Genomic DNA, 16407 nt, shown 5'->3' with positions numbered 1-16407 from the left:
CCCCACGATACCGAGGACCGGCCCCTCAGTGCTGGTGCCCGCTGCTCGCCTCGGTCCGGGCGCTCACCGAGGGCTTCACCTCGACCGTGAAGGCGGCGGTGCGGACCTTCCCCTCGTGCTGGAAGTCGAGGAACAGGCGGTAGGTCCCCGCGCTGGGCGCCGTAGCCGTGAAGGAGACCACCGGTCCGGGACCGCCGTCGTTCGGGTGGACGTGCAGATAGGCGAGGTCCCCCGAGCGCAGGGCGACAAGGTGCCCGTAGGCGCCGAGATAGGGCTGCAGATCGGTGACCGGCTTTCCGTTGCGGCTGATGGTCATTTCGAGTTCGCTCTCCCGGCCGGCCCGGAGTTCGCCACCGAGGGCGACCCGGTAGCCCTCAACCTCGGCGGTGCTGCGGGCGGCCGGTGGAGCGGCGGGGCGATAGGCGCCGGAGACCGGGAGGTCCGCGCCCAGCGTGACGTTCCTGGCACCTTCGGCGGCCGGGGTGAAGTCCGCAAATGCCCGGTAGTCACCGGCTCTCGGCAGATCGACGGAGGTCGACCAGGTGCCGTCGGCCGCGCGGACGGGGTGCAGATGCCGGTACTCGGTGAGGTCGCGCGAGGCAAGGATGAAATGCAGTTCCTTGCCGTGCTCACGCCGGAAGGCAGTGACCTTGCGGCCGGCGTCGTCCTCGATCGCGAACCGGATCACGGTCCGGCCGCCCACGGCGACCTCGGGTGAGTCGAGCGCCAGCGTGTAGCCGTCCTCGGATATCTGCAGTCCGCCGGGCCCGTGCTCGGCCGCGCCGTCCCGTCCGGTGGCGCCATGACCGCCGTGCCGCTGCGGCGCGTGAGCGCCGGTGGAGACCATCGGGTCGACCCCCTTTCCGACGCCGTACGCCGCCCCGAAGGTCGCAGCAAGCGCGGCGGCAAAGACGGTGATCTTCAGTCCGTTGTTCATGACGGCCTCCATCGACAGGGAAGCGGGCGCTTCCGGCAGGCCAACAACATACCCCCTAGGGGTATGTTGTCAACCCAGGGATGCCCTGTCGACGGCCGGTTCCGGGATCAGGCGGAGACCACGAGCCGGCTCCGCAGCCGCTCCACAACGGGCTCGGGGATCCGCAGCCCGTTGCGCACATATCCGTCGAGCCCACCCCACCGCTCGTCCATGGCATCCAGGGCGACATCGAGATAGCGGGGGCGGACCTCGATGATCGCGGCGGCGATCTCCGGGTCGCCACCTGCGTCCAGAAAGCCCTGAACATACGGGCGGAAGGCAGCCCGCACCACCGGATTCACGGCAAGGAACTCCGCACGTACGACCTCGCGCGAGGCCCCGACCATCAGCAGGAGCAACGCGGTGGCCCAGCCGGTTCGGTCCTTGCCCGCGGTGCAGTGGAAGAGCACCGGACGGGCCCCGTCGTCCGCGGCCGTCTCGACGAAGGCCCGGTACGCGGCCGAGGCACCCGGCGACAGCACCATCTGCCGGTATGTCTGCGCGAACAGCCCCTCGGCCTTTCCGCCGCCGAGCAGTTCGTCCGCGGCCACCCGGTCGGCGAGCAGCGCGCGCAGCCGGGCGGGTGCCACGCCCGGGTTGTCACCAAGGACGTCGGCGACGAACAGCCGGGCTCCCGGAGGCAGCCGGTCCGGAGCCGCCATGCGCTCATCTGCGGTCCGCAGGTCGACGACCGTACGGATACCGAGGGCGGTCACCGCCGGATCGCGCACCGTGTCGAGCTCACTGAGCTGACCGGAGCGCACTACCGCACCGGGCCGGACACGGCGGTCAGGACCCAGCGAAATGCCGCCCAGGTCGCGCATATTGATGACGGTGGCTGCCGGAACGGGCCTGGCGGTCTGCACGATGATCTTCCCCTCATTCCGGACACAGCTGATCAGTTGATTCGGCTCGGCCGAATCAACTCGCAGGCTGCCGGGAGATCGACAATAGGAAACGCCGGGAACGGGGCAGTGGGCGGCGGCCGGGTCAGCCTGCCAGAATCTTCGCCTTCTGCGCCTCGAACTCGGCTTCGGTCAGAACGCCTTGCTTCTTCAGCTCGGCCAGCCGTTCCAGTCGGTCGAGGAGGTCGTCCGCCGCAGGCGCGGACGGCGCCACCTGCTGCTGCATGGCCTGTTGCTGCTGTACGGCCCGCTGTTCCTCCACCTGTTGCTGTGCGACAGCTTCCTGGGCTCCCCACTTCTCCTGCTGATGCCTCTGGACCCGTCCACCGACCGCCGATGCGGTTCCGGCGACGACGGCTGTGCGCGCCACGGCGCCCAGCAGTCCCGGTCCGCGGCGGTTCATGCCCGGTCCTCGGAAAATCGGCATGATGTACGCCCCTTCCAGTGCGATGCGGCGATGACGACGGTCGGCGGGCGGGGCGGGTTCAGCCGGCGGAACCGGCGGCGGCCACGGCCGCTTCCGCGACGTCGGCCGGGATCCGCTCATGGGCCACCAACTGGCCGCCCGAGGCGCGAACGGCCTCCGTGAGCGGTACCGCCCACAGGTCCTCCCACACGATCAGCGCGGCGGAGCTGCCCCGGGGCACACTCTCCCCGAGGGCGCGGATGTCCTCGCTGTTCAGCAGGCCGCTGACCACTCCCTCGACCGGCTCGAAGGACACCAGGTCATCAGGGTCGAGGTCCTCCAGTTCGACCATGTCGAGCGTGCCGTCCTCGGCGCGGTACACAAACGTGAGGTCGAGGATTCGCACCGCCTTCGAGGCGACCACCTCCGCCAGCGCCGGCGCGATGGCCCCGGTGAAATGACTGCCGGGGAATGCGACGACGACGTACTCCACTGGTCCCACAGCCACGGGCGTTTCCTCTCCTGAAGGATGGAATGTCAGCAGCATAACTTCGGTCATTTAGTGCCGCACTGTGACAATCTGCCCCTGGCGGCGACCTCTTCGGCCGCCACGGGCAGAGAACGACGGGGGCTACCCCGGTCGCCTTGACGCCGATCCACGCGGCCGTACCTGCGGTGAGCCCCCGTTCGGCGGCTGTTCCGGGGGTGAGGGGGTGACCTCGGCGACCGGATCCGATGTCTCGGCGGAGACCATCAGCCGCCCGTCGCGGCGGGTTGTATCGGGCAAGCCCCCGGCAGGCGTGCACCGCCCACCCGATCACGTAGGACCGTATGTGCGACAAGATATTCGGAATTATCTTGCACATGCAATGCAGGCAGCAGATCCATGGAGCACATGCCAGCAGGGGTCGAGGAAACACCAAGGTCTTGACGGAACCCGACTACGCCACTGTCCGTACCGGATCAAGCGCGTTGGGAGAGGGCAAGGTCACAGGCGGTCCCCCTGCTGCTCATCTGAGCCTTCGCCTAGCATCCAAGCATGACGGTCCTGCCTGCTGACGGGCTTTCGTTGGCCGCCGAGTTCCCTGATCCAGCCCATGAACAGTGGCAGAGCCTGGTCGAAGGTGTGCTGCGCAGGTCGGGCAAGGATGTTGCGGGTTCGGCCGCCGAGGAAGCGCTGTCCACCACGGTGGAGGACGGGCTCATCACCCGCCCTCTCTACACCTCGCGCGATGACGCGCCCGATGCCGGATATCCGGGCTTCGCCCCCTTCACCCGCGGCAGCAAGGCCGCGGGGAACGCGGTGAGCGGCTGGGACGTAAGGCAGTGGCACAGCCTGACGGATCCGGCCCGGCTCAACGAGGCCGTGCTCACGGATCTGGAGAACGGTGTCACGTCGCTGTGGCTGACCGTCGGCGGTACCGCGGGTGTACCGGTGTCCGGTCTGGCGCGGGCACTGGACGGTGTCTACCTCGATCTGGCTCCCCTCGCGCTCGACGCGGGCGGTGAACTCGACGCCGCGGCAACAGAACTGCTCCGGCTGTATCAGGCGCGCGGGGTTGCCGCGGCATCGGTGCGCGGCAGTCTCGGCGCGGATCCGCTGGGGCAGGCGGCCCGCAGCGGCGTTGCTCCGGATCTGACCTCCGCCGTGCACTGGGCGGAGCGGTGCGCGAAGGAGTACCCCGGGCTGCGGGCCCTCACGGTGGACGCGCTGCCATACCACGAGGCCGGTGGCTCGGCCGCCCAGGAACTGGGCAGTTCGCTGGCCACGGGTGTGGCCTATCTGCGGGCGCTGACCAGGGCGGGGCTCTCCGTCGAGGCGGCCTGCGCGCAGGTGGAGTTCCGGTACGCCGCGACGGCCGACCAGTTCCTGACCATCGCCAAGCTGCGGGCGGCACGCCGGCTGTGGGCGCGGGTGGCCGAGGTGTGCGGGGCTTCGGGCGCCGGTGCGCAACATCAGCACGCGGTGACGTCGCCGGTGATGATGACGCGTCGCGATCCGTGGGTGAACATGCTGCGGACGACGCTGGCGTGCCTGGGCGCGGGAGTCGGCGGGGCCGACTCCGTCACCGTGCTGCCGTTCGATCACGCGCTGGGTCTGCCGGACGCGTTCGCCCGGCGCATCGCCCGCAATACATCGACGATCCTGCTGGAGGAGTCGCATCTGGCCCGGGTCATCGACCCGGCGGGCGGCTCCTGGTACGTGGAGCGACTGACCACCGAACTCGCCGGCGCGGCCTGGGCGTTCTTCCAGGAGATCGAGCGGGCGGGCGGCCAGGCCGCGGCGCTGGCCTCCGGCCTGGTCGGTGAGCGGCTGGCCGCCACCTGGGCGGCGCGCAGCAAGGATCTGGCGCGGCGCAAGGAGCCGATCACCGGGGTCAGCGAGTTCCCGCAGCTGACGGAGCGTCCGGTGGAGCGCGAGACCGCTCCCGGCACCGGTGCCACGCCGGCCGGCCTGCCAGTGGTCCGTCGTGACGAGGCGTTCGAGGCGCTGCGCGCGCGGTCGGACGCCCATCTGGCGGCGACGGGCAGCCGCCCACGGGTGTTCCTCGCCGCACTCGGACCCGCGTCGGCGCACACCGCGCGGGCCACGTTCGCCGCCAACCTGTTCCAGGCGGGCGGGATCGAGCCCGTGCACGACCCGGTGTCGGTGGACGCGTCGACGGCCGTCGGAGCCTTCGCCGCCAGTGGGGCCGGTGTGGCGGTGCTGTGTTCCAGCGACGCGCTCTACGCGGAGCAGGCCGGTGCCGTGGCCTCGGCGCTGCGCGCGGCCGGTGCGCAGCGGGTGTTCCTCGCGGGCCGGCCCGCCGAGTATCCCGATGTCGACGCGTACGTCTTCGCGGGCTGCGATGTGGTGGCCGTGCTCTCCTCCGTTCTCGACCGTATGGGTGTGGCGTAATGCGGATCCCCGACTTCTCCGACATCGAACTCGGGCCGGGCACCGGCGCCGAGGGGTCCGAGGACCAGTGGCGCACAGCGGTGAAGAAGTCCACCGGCGACCCCGACGGCGATCTGCTGTGGGAGACGCCGGAGGGCATCTCGGTCAAGCCGCTGTACACCGGGCGTGACCTGGAAGGACTCGACTTCCTCGGCACGTACCCGGGTCTGGCCCCGTATCTGCGCGGTCCCTACCCGACGATGTACGTCAACCAGCCCTGGACGATCCGCCAGTACGCGGGCTTCTCCACGGCCGAGGAGTCCAACGCCTTCTACCGCCGCAATCTCGCGGCCGGGCAGAAGGGACTCTCCGTCGCCTTCGACCTGCCGACCCACCGCGGCTACGACAGCGACCACCCGCGGGTGACCGGCGATGTCGGCATGGCAGGCGTGGCGATCGACTCGATCTACGACATGCGCCAGCTGTTCGACGGCATTCCGCTGGACCGCATGACGGTGTCGATGACGATGAACGGCGCGGTGCTCCCCGTACTCGCGCTGTACATCGTGGCCGCCGAGGAGCAGGGCGTACCGCCCGAGAAGCTGGCCGGGACCATTCAGAACGACATCCTCAAGGAGTTCATGGTCCGTAACACCTACATCTATCCGCCGAAGCCCTCGATGCGGATCATCTCCGACATCTTCGCGTACACCTCGCAGAAGATGCCGCGCTACAACTCGATCTCCATCTCCGGCTATCACATCCAGGAAGCGGGTGCGACGGCCGATCTGGAGCTGGCATACACCCTCGCGGACGGGGTGGAGTATCTGCGGGCCGGGCGGGACGCCGGTCTCGATGTCGACGCGTTCGCACCGCGGCTGTCCTTCTTCTGGGCCATCGGCATGAACTTCTTCATGGAGATCGCGAAGCTGCGGGCGGCCCGGCTGCTCTGGGCGAAGCTGGTCAAGGAGTTCGAGCCGAAGAACGCCAAGTCCCTTTCGCTGCGCACCCATTCGCAGACATCGGGATGGTCGCTCACCGCGCAGGACGTGTTCAACAACGTCACGCGGACCTGTGTGGAGGCGATGGCCGCCACTCAGGGGCACACCCAGTCGCTGCACACCAACGCCCTCGACGAGGCCCTGGCGCTGCCGACGGACTTCTCGGCGCGAATCGCCCGGAACACCCAGCTGCTGCTGCAGCAGGAGTCCGGTACCGGCCGGGTCATCGACCCGTGGGGTGGCAGCGCGTACGTGGAGAAGCTGACGTACGACCTGGCGCGTCGGGCCTGGCAGCACATCGAGGAGGTCGAGGCGGCGGGCGGGATGGCGCAGGCCATCGACGCGGGCATCCCGAAGCTCCGGGTGGAGGAGGCTGCGGCCCGTACGCAGGCCCGGATCGACTCCGGGCGGCAGCCCGTGATCGGGGTCAACAAGTACCGGGTGGAGACCGATGAGCAGATCGATGTGCTCAAGGTCGACAACTCCTCGGTGCGATCGCAACAGATCGAGAAGCTACGGCGGCTGCGCGCGGAGCGCGACGAGGGCACCTGCCAGGCGTCGCTGCGAGCACTGACGGCGGCTGCCGAGCGCGGTCCCGGCCCAGGCCTCGACGGCAATCTGCTGGCGCTCGCGGTCGACGCGGCCCGCGCGATGGCCACGGTCGGCGAGATCTCGGACGCACTGGAGAAGGTGTACGGGAGGCACGCGGGCCAGATCCGTACGATCTCCGGTGTGTACCGCAACGAGGCTGGGGAGTCACCTTCCGTGGACCGTACCCGGACGCTGGTCGACCGGTTCGAGGAGGCGGAGGGGCGCCGTCCGCGCATCCTGGTCGCCAAGATGGGCCAGGACGGCCATGACCGGGGTCAGAAGGTGATCTCCACGGCCTTCGCCGACCTGGGCTTCGACGTCGACGTCGGCCCGCTGTTCCAGACGCCGGCGGAGGTGGCGCGGCAGGCGGTCGAGGCCGACGTTCACATCGTGGGTGTCTCCTCGCTGGCGGCCGGGCACCTCACTCTCGTGCCGGCGCTCCGTGCGGAGCTGGCCGCCGAGGGCCGTGACGACATCATGATCGTCGTGGGTGGGGTGATCCCGCCGCAGGACGTCGAGGCGCTGCACGAGGCGGGTGCGACCGCCGTGTTCCCGCCCGGCACGGTGATCCCCGACGCCGCCTTCGATCTGGTGACGCGGCTCGGTGCCGCGCTCGGCCATGAGCTGTGAGCCGCTGACCCGATGGCTCCGACAATCGATATCGACAGCTATGTGAAGGGAGTGCTCGACGGGAAGCGGGCGCACATCGCGCGCGCCATCACTCTCGTCGAGTCCACCCGCCCCGATCACCGGGCGCTGGCCCAGCAGTTGCTCCGCGAGCTGCTGCCGCAGTCCGGTAACGCCCGGCGCATCGGCATCAGCGGGGTGCCCGGGGTCGGGAAGTCCACTTTCATCGACGCGCTCGGCACGATGCTCACCGGGCTCGGGCACCGGGTCGCGGTGCTGGCGGTCGATCCGTCCTCCAGCCGCACCGGCGGCTCCATCCTGGGCGACAAGACCAGGATGGAAAGGCTCGCAGTCGATCCGGCGGCGTTCGTACGCCCCTCCCCCACCGCCGGGACGCTGGGCGGGGTGGCCAAGGCGACCCGGGAGTCCATCGTGGTGATGGAAGCCGCAGGTTACGACGTGGTGCTGGTGGAGACGGTCGGCGTGGGCCAGTCCGAGACGGCCGTGGCCCAGATGGTCGACACGTTTCTGCTGCTCACGCTGGCCCGTACCGGCGATCAGCTGCAGGGCATCAAGAAGGGGGTCCTGGAGCTGGCGGACGCCATCGCGGTGAACAAGGCCGACGGTCCGCACGAGCGGGACGCGCGTGCGGCGGCCCGTGAACTGGCGGGCGCCCTGCGGCTGATGCACCCGGCCGACGCGGCGTGGAATCCCCCGGTGCTGACGTGCAGCGCCCGTGAATCGACCGGTCTCGACACGTTGTGGGAGCGGCTGGAGCAGCACCATGCACTGCTGGACTCGACGGGGCGGCTGGCCGCGAAACGGCGCGAGCAGCAGGTCGACTGGACCTGGACGATGGTGCGGGACGAGCTGCTGGACAGTCTGCGCAGCCATCCGGACGTCCGCACCCTCGCGCCGGCTCTCGAACAGCGCGTGCGCGACGGCGAGTTGACGGCGACACTCGCCGCCGAGGAGATCCTCGCCGCGTTCCGGGGCAAGGCGCGCAACGGCTGATCCGCGATTCTCCGGCCCTCACCCCGCCGTGCGGTGCATGGTGAGGGCCAGGTGGACCTGGAGCTTTTGGTCGCCGTGGCGCCACTGCGGGCCGAGGTGCGCGGAGATCCGGTCGATGCGCTGGTACAGCGTGTCGCGGCGGCGGTGGGCGGCGAGCCGGGACCGTATCTCCAGGGCTTCGCCGACCAGTTCCGGTTCGGCGCCGACCGCGCGGAACGCCGCCTCGTCGGCTTCCTCGTCCCCGCTGCCTGAACCTTCCCGGCAAAGCAGAACGCCTCGGCATAGCATGACGTGTTCACGTATCAGCACAGGGAGAGCAGGCACATGGAATTCCGCCGACTCGGCCGCAGCGGTCTGACGATCAGTGAGATCGCCTACGGAAATTGGATCACCCACGGCTCCCAGGTGGAGGAGGACGCGGCCGTCGCCTGCATCCGCGCCGCCCTGGACGCCGGAATCACCACCTTCGACACGGCGGACGTCTACGCCGAGACCCGCGCCGAGGCCGTCCTCGGCCGGGCACTCAAGGACCAGCGCCGCGAGAGCATCGAGGTGTTCACCAAGGTCTACTTCCCGACCGGCCCGGGGCAGAACGACCGCGGCCTGGGCCGCAAGCACATCCTCGAATCGATCGACAACTCCCTGCGCCGGCTGCAGACCGACTACGTGGACCTGTACCAGGCCCACCGTTACGACCACTCCACGCCGCTGGAGGAGACCATGGAGGCGTTCGCCGACGTGGTCCGCTCCGGTAAAGCCCTCTACATCGGCGTCTCCGAGTGGACGGCCGACCAGCTGCGCGCCGGACACCGGCTGGCCCGCGAGCTGAACGTTCCGTTCATCTCCAACCAACCGCAGTACTCGGCGCTGTGGCGGGTCATCGAGGCCGAAGTGGTGCCCGCCTCCGAGGAACTCGGCATCGGTCAGATCGTCTGGTCGCCGATCGCCCAGGGTGTGCTGACCGGCAAGTACAAGCCGGGGGCCCAGCCTCCGGCCGGCTCTCGGGCGACCGATGAGAAGGGCGGTGCGGACTTCGTCGCCGGGTGGCTCCGCGACGACGTCCTGGAGCGCGTCCAGCAGCTGCGGCCGCTCGCCGACGAAGCCGGTCTGAGCCTTGCCCAGCTGGCCGTCGCCTGGGTGCTGCAGAACTCCAACGTCTCCGCCGCGATCATCGGCGCCTCCCGGCCCGAGCAGGTCACGGAGAACGCCAAGGCGGCGGGCGTGACGTTCGACGCGGATCTGCTCAAGGCCATCGACGACGTACTGGAGCCGGTGGTGGAACGCAACCCGGCGCTGACCGCGGGCCACGGGGGCAACGACTGAGTCGACCGGTCACCCGCGACGGGGAGGGGCCGCCGCTCCGTCGGAGCAGCGGCCCCAGGTCCTGTCGCCGAACCGCCGTCGGCGCACGCTGACAGCGGTTTGTCGACTGGACCTCGCAACTCAGGCGGGCTGAATGAGGCCGATCGCATTGCCGTCCGCGTCCTTCAGCGAGGCGGTGAGCTTGCCTCCGCCGACGTCCTGGATCGCCTGCACGGTCTCCGCACCCGCTTCGAGGAGCCCGGCCTCGATGTCGTCGACGTGCCAGTAGGCGAGCGGACCGGTCATTCCCTTGCTGTGGCCGTGGGGATCCGGACCGATGTCCTGGCCGGCGACCCGGTAGCCGACGTAGTACGGCTCGTCCCTCACGGGCTCCGTCCCCAGCAAGGTGATGAACAGGGACTTTGCCCCGGCCAGGTCCTTGACGGGGTAGATGATCGTCTTGATGCCTGCGGTCATTACGTGCTCCTCGTGTCGCGCGTCCTGCAGCCTGTCACTGCGGCGGAACTCCGTCCGTCAGTGCTATGACACGCGCCGTCGGAGCAATGTGACCGGACCCGCTGAGGAAATCCGGAGTCAGCCGCGGGCGGTCATCGACGCCGTGTGCTCACGGACCTGTGCAGGTGTGAGGTAGGCGTTTGTGTACTCGAAGTCGCGCAACGTGGCGGGATGCCTGGCCTGGAATCCGGTGCGTACGAAGTCGTCACCGGCGATCGCGTTGAGCATCCAGTTGGTCATGACGCGGGCCTTGGCCACATTGGTGCGCAGCGCCGACCAGTGATAGCCACGGGCCACGGCCTGCGCGGCGATGCCGTGCATCTCGATGCCGAGCGGCTTGGAGACCGCGTCCTTGCCGCCGAGGTCCACGACGAGCCCGAGGTCTCTGTGGACGTACGGCTTCAGCGGCTGGTGCCGCAGAGTCGCGATCAGGTTGTCGGCGAGCCTGCGTCCCTGACGCATGGCGTGCTGCGCGGTGGGCGGGCAGACCGCGCCATCGCCTTTGACCAGGTCCGGCACAGCGGCGGCGTCGCCGAGCGCGAAGACGCCGTCGAACCCCGGCAGGGTCATCTCGGGTGTTACTGCCAGCCGTCCTCGTACCGTTTCGGCGTCGAAGGTGGCGACCAGCGGGCTCGCGGCGACGCCGGCCGTCCAGATCAGTGTGCGGCAGGGCAGTACGCGGCCGTCGGTGAGCGTCACCATGTCCGGTCCGGCTTCGGCGACGGAGACGCCGAGCGACACTTCGATGCCTCGCTCGCGCAGGACTGCCAGGGCGCTGAGTCCGAGCTTGTCCCCCAGCTCGGGCATCAGCTTCGGGGCGATGTCGATCAGGTGCCACTTGATGAGCTTCGGGTCGAGCCGGGGGTATTGCCCGACGGCGTTCATGGTGAGCCGCTGCAGACACGCCGCGGTCTCGGTGCCCGCGTAGCCGCCGCCGACCACCACGAACTGCAGCCGGGAGGCCCGTTCGTCCTCGTCGTGGCTGGCGTCCGCCAGGTCGAGCTGGGCGATCACATGGTCGCGTACGTACGCGGCCTCGGCCAGTGTCTTCATGCCGCGGGCGTTGTCGAGCAGCCCCGGGATGTCGAACGTACGGGTGACGCTGCCGGGGGCGAGGACAATGTAGTCGTACGGTTCGTCGACGATCTCGTCGGTGATCTTGCGGATGACGCAGACCTTCGCCTTCGGGTCCACGCCGATCGCTCCGCCCGGAATGATCCGGGTGCGGTACCGGCGGCTGCGGCGCAGCGACAGCGCGACGGACTGTGGGGTGAGGACGCCCGCGGCCACCTGGGGCAGCAGCGGCAGGTAGAGCTGGTAAGAGAACGGGGCGACGAGCGCGATGTCCGCCTCGCCGAGGTTGAGTCCGCGCTCCAGACGGCGTACGCACTCGACCCCGGCAAATCCGGCACCGACGACGAGGATCCTGGGTCGTGCCACGGTGTTCGTCCCTTCTCGGGTCTGCGCGGTGGCCCGTACTCCTGCCCGGTCACACGCGCCCATCACCCCACATCCTCACGAACCACGTCCGACTTCGCCCGCTGAGGGCGGCGGAACGGACGACGGCGGGGAGTCAGCGGGTCAGCAGGGTGAGGGCTGTGCACGTGCCGCTGACCGCACCTGCGGTGACGACAGCGGTCACGACGCAGCGTGCTCTGAGCGCGGCATAGCGGTCGTTGTACTCACCACGCAGTTCGATGGCGCGGTCCGCGATCCGGGACAGCATCGCCCGGGATGCGGCAACCCGGTCCGCCGTGTAGACGCGTTCCACTTCCTCACACTGGGCGGTGGTGAGCCAGGGCAGCTCGCCGGTGAACCGGGCAGCCCGTCTGCGCGCCTCCTCGACCTCGGCGTTCCACAGCAGGTAGCCCTCCATCTGTGCCAGGCCGCGGGCGGCGCTGTCCTTGTCGTCGTCCATTCGTCCTCCTTTCGCCGGGGCTCCGTCACGCCGGGTTCGGCCCCGGACCCCCGGGGGTGGTGTGCGGGCGGTTCTGCGCCTTGTCGAGGGTGCGTACGGCGGGGTGGTGCAGGTCGAACGCCGGGGATTCGGAGCGGATCCGCGGCAGGGTGAGGAAGTTGTGCCGCGGCGGCGGGCAGGAGGTCGCCCACTCCAGCGAACGGCCGTAGCCCCACGGGTCGTCGACCTCGACCGGCTTTCCGTACTTGGCGGTCTTCCACACGTTGTAGAAGAACGGCAGCAGCGACAGTCCGAGGAGGAACGAGGAGATCGTCGAGATCGTGTTCAGCGCGGTGAATCCGTCGGCGGCGAGGTAGTCCGCGTAACGGCGCGGCATGCCCTCCGCGCCGAGCCAGTGCTGCACCAGGAACGTGCCGTGGAAGCCCACGAACAGCGTCCAGAACGACATCTTGCCGAGCCGCTCGTCCAGCATCTTGCCGGTGAACTTCGGCCACCAGAAATGGAATCCGGCGAACATCGCGAAGACCACCGTGCCGAAGACGACGTAGTGGAAGTGCGCGACGACGAAGTACGAGTCCGAGACATGGAAGTCCAGCGGGGGCGACGCCAGGATGACGCCGGTCAGACCACCGAAGAGGAACGTCACCAGAAAACCGATGGCCCAGAGCATCGGTGTCTCGAAGGACAGCGATCCCTTCCACATCGTGCCGATCCAGTTGAAGAACTTCACACCGGTCGGCACCGCGATCAAGAACGTCACGAACGAGAAGAACGGCAACAGCACGCCACCGGTGACGAACATGTGGTGCGCCCACACGGTCACGGACAGGCCCGCGATGGAGATGGTGGCGCTGATCAGACCGATGTAGCCGAAGACCGGTTTACGGCTGAAGACCGGGATGATCTCGGTGACGATGCCGAAGAACGGCAGAGCGATGATGTACACCTCCGGGTGGCCGAAGAACCAGAAGAGGTGCTGCCAGAGCAGTGCGCCGCCATTGGCCGCCTCGAAGACCCGCGCCCCGAACTTGCGGTCCGCCTCCAACACCAGAAGGGCCGCTGCCAGCACCGGGAAGGCCAGCAGGACCAGCACGGCGGTCAGCAGGACGTTCCACACGAAGATCGGCATCCGGAACATCGTCATGCCCGGTGCGCGCAGGCAGATGATCGTGGTGATGAAGTTGACCGAACCGAGGATCGTACCGAAGCCGGAGAAGGCCAGACCCATGATCCACAGGTCGCTGCCGATGGAGGGCGAATGGACCGCGTCGGTCAGCGGGGAGTAAGCGAACCAGCCGAAGTCCGCCGCCCCCGCCGGAGTCAGGAAGCCGGCCACCGCGATGATCGAGCCGAAAAGATACAGCCAGTAGGCGAACATGTTCAGCCGCGGGAACGCCACGTCGGGCGCGCCGATCTGCAACGGCATGATCCAGTTCGTGAACCCGGCGAACAGCGGCGTCGCGAACATCAGCAGCATGATCGTGCCGTGCATCGTGAACAACTGGTTGAACTGCTCGCTCGAGATGAGCTGCATGCCGGGGCGGGCCAGCTCGGCGCGCATGATGAGTGCCATCACGCCGCCGACGACGAAGAAAGCGAACGAGGTGACCAGGTACAACGTTCCGATCGTCTTGTGATCGGTGGTGGTCATCCACTTGATGACGACATTGCCCGGTTCCTTGCTCCGTACCGGCAGTTCGTTCGCGTACGACTCGTCTGCCTCGTCCGCCCCAGCTGTGCCCATCGTCGCCACAACGACGCTCCTTCGGTCGGTCCTTCGCGGGCGGACTCGGCACCCGGCGGGGCGCCGCTCCCACCGGGGCGGCCGGCAGGTCCCCCCGGCGCGTCGCGCCAGTTTCCTGGTGCAGCAAACCAGCCACGGGACCGACGTGGGCTGCCCGGCGCCCGCCATGGCGTGACATTCACCCATCAGGGTGTGCTGACCCGCCGCGGTGTCCGGTCCGGATCAGCCATGGGCTCGGCGGTACCAAGGGGCGGCCGGGGCGTTCGCTGCCGTGCGTGCTCCGGCCTCCGGCGGCACGAGCGTCACCGTCGGCGGGGCAACCGGTGCCGTCGATGTCACGCCTCCCCAACTCCGCTTCCGTGAGCATCCTTTGCGGTACACATGGTCCCGTGAACCACCGTGCTCACTCCGCTCCCGGGTGGCCCTCGTCGAGAAATAGCGCTGTACCGAGATCCGTGAGGCGGGCCGCCATGTCCGTCCGCTCGCCGATGCGCCCCGTGCGTGGCACGTTGTCGACCATGGTGAACATGGCGTTCACGACGATCTTCACCTCCGCCGCATCGAGACCCGGCCGGACCTCATCGAGCCGGCGGACCCACAGGGCCGGACAGTCCCGCTGCGCCTGACGCGCCGCCTCGCGCTCCTTCTCCGGGAGCCGACCCGGCTCCCCGACCAGCACACCGATCAAGTGACCCTGGTTCAGGGTGAATTCGATACACGAGCGGAGCAGCCCGTTCAGGCTCCCGTGCGGGCCGGTGGCGTTCGCGAGCGCCTGTGCGGAAGCAGCCCTCGGCGCCGTACGGGTCCGGGGCATCCGGTTGCCTCGGGGACCGGTCTACTGCCATTCGGCATACACACCGGGGTCGCAGAGTTCGAGGACGATCTCCCCCGTCTCCGGGGCAACTTCTGCCACGGGGCGCACCCGCGCACCGACGTGCACCAGGTGCGGCGCGGCGCCCACGACGCGGCACCGGAACACGAAGCCTTCGGGCAGCCGGACGAGCGACTCGTTGCGTGCTGCCTCTGTGTAGCGGTGCACCACGCTGGTCCGCACGACGACACCGAGGCCGTCACTGCGTACGGATTCCAGATCGCTCGACGCGCACACAGGGCACAGAAGCCGCCTGAAGGACGCGGTGCCGCACCAGCGGCAGTGCTGATAGATCAGTCCGGTTTGACCCTGCGCCGTCGGTGCGGCATCGATCGCTGAAACGGAATGGGACACGTCTCGACCCCCTGAACTCGGCTCGGTGCGTCAGCGTCGTGGCTCGACACAGACGCAGGCGCACCATATGGCACTGAGTGCCGAGACGTAAAGGTACCGAGTTCCTTCTCTGCGATGAGTGCCGTGACCGGCAATGTTTGCCCGCCGGGGCAAAGCTTGCCGGGAGGGGCATTACGGCCTCCCCCCGCGATGGGGAGTGGATCAGCGAGCGGCGTCGTGCGGCTTCGATGGCAAGGCGGAGGACGGAGCCGACGCGGAGGGGGCACCTCTCACGCCCTCAAGGCTGTGGGGGAGTCGGTGACCGACGACAACGCCGGAGGGGGCCCCTCCCTGCTCGAGCGAAGCCGAGAGCTTGAGGGAGAAGTCGCAGGGCGCCGGGAGCCCACTCTCTTTCACGGGGGAGGCCGTCAGTCCTCGGCGAGAGCCGACTCGACCCTCTGCACAACACGCCACATCGGCGTGCCCTTGGAGGCGACCACCACGACGACCTCCTCGCCGTCCGCGGTCGGCCCTGCGGGGCCCGCGACCTTCGCCCCCCAGACTTCCTGTACGACACCGAGGGCGTGGTCCACCGCGGCCTCGGCATCACCCTCACCACCCGAACGCAGCCACGAGCGCAGGCCGTTGTTGTGCGCGGCAACCACGGCAGCGGCGATCACCTCGGCATGCAGCGGGCCGTCCGGCGTGCCGGCGTAGCGGCCCCGCAGATATTCGGCCATCGTCCGTTCGTAGCGGCGCACCACGGACAACTCGTAGGTGCGCAGGCCGGGAACCTCCCGAGTGAGGTGGTAGCGCTGGACCGAGAACTCCGGATTCGCCGCATACATCCGCAGGACGAGCCGGGCCGCATCGCACACCGTGCTCACCGGGTCGCCCTCGTCGGCCGCCTCCAGGAGCGCGGTCATGTCGGCGAGGCAGCGCTCGTGGTCGGGGAAGACCACGTCCTCCTTGGAGGGGAAGTACCGGAAGAACGAACGCCGCCCGACCCCGGCCCGCGCAACGATGTCGTCCACGGTGGTCCGCTCGAAGCCCCGTTCCAGGAAGAGCTGGAACGCCGCTTCGGCGAGCACCTCCCGCATGGGGGGTTTCTTCACTGGTCTGCGTGCCTCGGTCATGCCGGGAACCTAACACCAATACCGACCGTTCGACACTACGTACCTTTACAGAGGGTACTGAGTTCCATAAGGTCGTCTCAGGACCCACACCCAGGTAGGAGAGCCGGCGTGAGCTTGAGGATCGTTGTCTGTGTGAAGTATGTGCCCGACGCCACGGGTGACCGGCACTTCGCCGATGACCTGACGCTG

At 68.9% G+C, this 16407-nt stretch carries 16 protein-coding genes and 1 pseudogene; 6 read left to right on the top strand and 11 right to left on the bottom strand.

Features of this window, described 5'->3' with window-relative positions; genetic code table 11:
* Positions 1-25 precede the first annotated feature (25 nt).
* From AB0915_RS13095 to AB0915_RS13080, 4 genes are all read right to left on the bottom strand, one after another.
* Entirely contained in the window at positions 26-937 is a 912-nt protein-coding gene (locus AB0915_RS13095) for a hypothetical protein (RefSeq protein WP_366691146.1), read from the bottom strand.
* 107 nt (positions 938-1044) lie between these two features.
* Entirely contained in the window at positions 1045-1842 is a 798-nt protein-coding gene (locus AB0915_RS13090; protein WP_366691145.1) for a tyrosine-protein phosphatase, read from the bottom strand.
* A 124-nt stretch (positions 1843-1966) separates the two neighbouring features.
* The gene (locus AB0915_RS13085) at positions 1967-2308 is read right to left on the bottom strand and encodes an SHOCT domain-containing protein (RefSeq protein ID WP_366691144.1); all 342 of its coding nucleotides are present in this window, start codon (positions 2306-2308) and stop codon (positions 1967-1969) included.
* 58 nt (positions 2309-2366) lie between these two features.
* Entirely contained in the window at positions 2367-2795 is a 429-nt protein-coding gene (locus AB0915_RS13080; RefSeq protein ID WP_366691143.1) for a DUF6325 family protein, read from the bottom strand.
* Positions 2796-3326: 531 nt separating this feature from the next.
* Between AB0915_RS13080 and mutA the strand changes: the two genes are divergently transcribed.
* The 5 genes from mutA to AB0915_RS13055 all read left to right on the top strand — a co-directional run bounded on the left by mutA (position 3327) and on the right by AB0915_RS13055 (position 9721).
* Positions 3327-5186, top strand: a complete 1860-nt coding sequence (gene mutA, locus AB0915_RS13075; RefSeq protein WP_366691142.1) for a methylmalonyl-CoA mutase small subunit — start codon at positions 3327-3329, stop codon at positions 5184-5186.
* Complete coding sequence (gene scpA, locus AB0915_RS13070; protein WP_366691141.1) at positions 5186-7387, top strand: methylmalonyl-CoA mutase; 2202 nt, start codon at positions 5186-5188, stop codon at positions 7385-7387. Before mutA ends, scpA begins: the two co-directional genes overlap by 1 nt.
* 12 nt (positions 7388-7399) lie before the next feature.
* On the top strand, positions 7400-8398 hold the full coding sequence (gene meaB, locus AB0915_RS13065; RefSeq protein WP_366691140.1) for a methylmalonyl Co-A mutase-associated GTPase MeaB: 999 nt from the start codon (positions 7400-7402) through the stop codon (positions 8396-8398).
* Between the two features lie 51 nt (positions 8399-8449).
* The gene (locus AB0915_RS13060; RefSeq protein WP_366691139.1) at positions 8450-8650 is read left to right on the top strand and encodes a hypothetical protein; all 201 of its coding nucleotides are present in this window, start codon (positions 8450-8452) and stop codon (positions 8648-8650) included.
* Positions 8651-8722: 72 nt separating this feature from the next.
* On the top strand, positions 8723-9721 hold the full coding sequence (locus tag AB0915_RS13055) for an aldo/keto reductase family protein (protein ID WP_366691138.1): 999 nt from the start codon (positions 8723-8725) through the stop codon (positions 9719-9721).
* Positions 9722-9841: 120 nt separating this feature from the next.
* Here AB0915_RS13055 and AB0915_RS13050 read toward each other — a convergent pair whose 3' ends face one another.
* From AB0915_RS13050 to AB0915_RS13020, 7 genes are all read right to left on the bottom strand, one after another.
* Positions 9842-10177: a glyoxalase gene (locus AB0915_RS13050; RefSeq protein ID WP_366691137.1), complete on the bottom strand. Its 336-nt coding sequence runs from the start codon at positions 10175-10177 to the stop codon at positions 9842-9844.
* Between the two features lie 117 nt (positions 10178-10294).
* Positions 10295-11656 (bottom strand): FAD-dependent oxidoreductase, encoded by a 1362-nt coding sequence (locus tag AB0915_RS13045; protein ID WP_366691136.1) that lies wholly within the window; start codon positions 11654-11656, stop codon positions 10295-10297.
* 133 nt (positions 11657-11789) lie between these two features.
* The gene (locus AB0915_RS13040) at positions 11790-12134 is read right to left on the bottom strand and encodes a hypothetical protein (protein ID WP_366691135.1); all 345 of its coding nucleotides are present in this window, start codon (positions 12132-12134) and stop codon (positions 11790-11792) included.
* 25 nt (positions 12135-12159) lie between these two features.
* Complete coding sequence (ctaD, locus tag AB0915_RS13035) at positions 12160-13878, bottom strand: cytochrome c oxidase subunit I (RefSeq protein ID WP_366691191.1); 1719 nt, start codon at positions 13876-13878, stop codon at positions 12160-12162.
* A 403-nt stretch (positions 13879-14281) separates the two neighbouring features.
* Positions 14282-14692: a hypothetical protein gene (locus AB0915_RS13030; protein WP_366691134.1), complete on the bottom strand. Its 411-nt coding sequence runs from the start codon at positions 14690-14692 to the stop codon at positions 14282-14284.
* A 21-nt stretch (positions 14693-14713) separates the two neighbouring features.
* Entirely contained in the window at positions 14714-15082 is a 369-nt protein-coding gene (locus tag AB0915_RS13025) for a zinc ribbon domain-containing protein (protein ID WP_366691190.1), read from the bottom strand.
* 428 nt (positions 15083-15510) lie between these two features.
* Entirely contained in the window at positions 15511-16218 is a 708-nt protein-coding gene (locus AB0915_RS13020) for a TetR family transcriptional regulator (RefSeq protein WP_366691133.1), read from the bottom strand.
* A gap of 108 nt (positions 16219-16326) precedes the next feature.
* On the opposite strand from AB0915_RS13020, the pseudogene AB0915_RS13015 reads away from it, so the two are divergent.
* Positions 16327-16407 (top strand): annotated as a pseudogene (locus AB0915_RS13015) (electron transfer flavoprotein subunit beta); the annotation flags it as partial.

The sequence above is a fragment of the Streptomyces sp. NPDC048411 genome, from assembly GCF_040704695.1.
In the GTDB taxonomy this organism is placed as follows: domain Bacteria; phylum Actinomycetota; class Actinomycetes; order Streptomycetales; family Streptomycetaceae; genus Streptomyces.
Note: the sequence above shows the minus strand (reverse complement) of the source record. Positions and strands in the feature narration are given on the sequence as shown.

Excerpts from the sequence above, each read along its gene's own strand:
- AB0915_RS13085 (WP_366691144.1), bottom strand. The coding sequence starts at position 2,308 with ATGCCGATTTTCCGAGGACCGGGCATGAACCGCCGCGGACCGGGACTG.
- mutA (WP_366691142.1), top strand. The coding sequence starts at position 3,327 with ATGACGGTCCTGCCTGCTGACGGGCTTTCGTTGGCCGCCGAGTTCCCT.
- AB0915_RS13020 (WP_366691133.1), bottom strand. The coding sequence starts at position 16,218 with ATGACCGAGGCACGCAGACCAGTGAAGAAACCCCCCATGCGGGAGGTG.
- AB0915_RS13050 (WP_366691137.1), bottom strand. The coding sequence starts at position 10,177 with ATGACCGCAGGCATCAAGACGATCATCTACCCCGTCAAGGACCTGGCC.
- AB0915_RS13055 (WP_366691138.1), top strand. The coding sequence starts at position 8,723 with ATGGAATTCCGCCGACTCGGCCGCAGCGGTCTGACGATCAGTGAGATC.
- AB0915_RS13040 (WP_366691135.1), bottom strand. The coding sequence starts at position 12,134 with ATGGACGACGACAAGGACAGCGCCGCCCGCGGCCTGGCACAGATGGAG.
- AB0915_RS13030 (WP_366691134.1), bottom strand. The coding sequence starts at position 14,692 with ATGCCCCGGACCCGTACGGCGCCGAGGGCTGCTTCCGCACAGGCGCTC.
- meaB (WP_366691140.1), top strand. The coding sequence starts at position 7,400 with ATGGCTCCGACAATCGATATCGACAGCTATGTGAAGGGAGTGCTCGAC.
- scpA (WP_366691141.1), top strand. The coding sequence starts at position 5,186 with ATGCGGATCCCCGACTTCTCCGACATCGAACTCGGGCCGGGCACCGGC.
- ctaD (WP_366691191.1), bottom strand. The coding sequence starts at position 13,878 with ATGGGCACAGCTGGGGCGGACGAGGCAGACGAGTCGTACGCGAACGAA.
- AB0915_RS13095 (WP_366691146.1), bottom strand. The coding sequence starts at position 937 with ATGAACAACGGACTGAAGATCACCGTCTTTGCCGCCGCGCTTGCTGCG.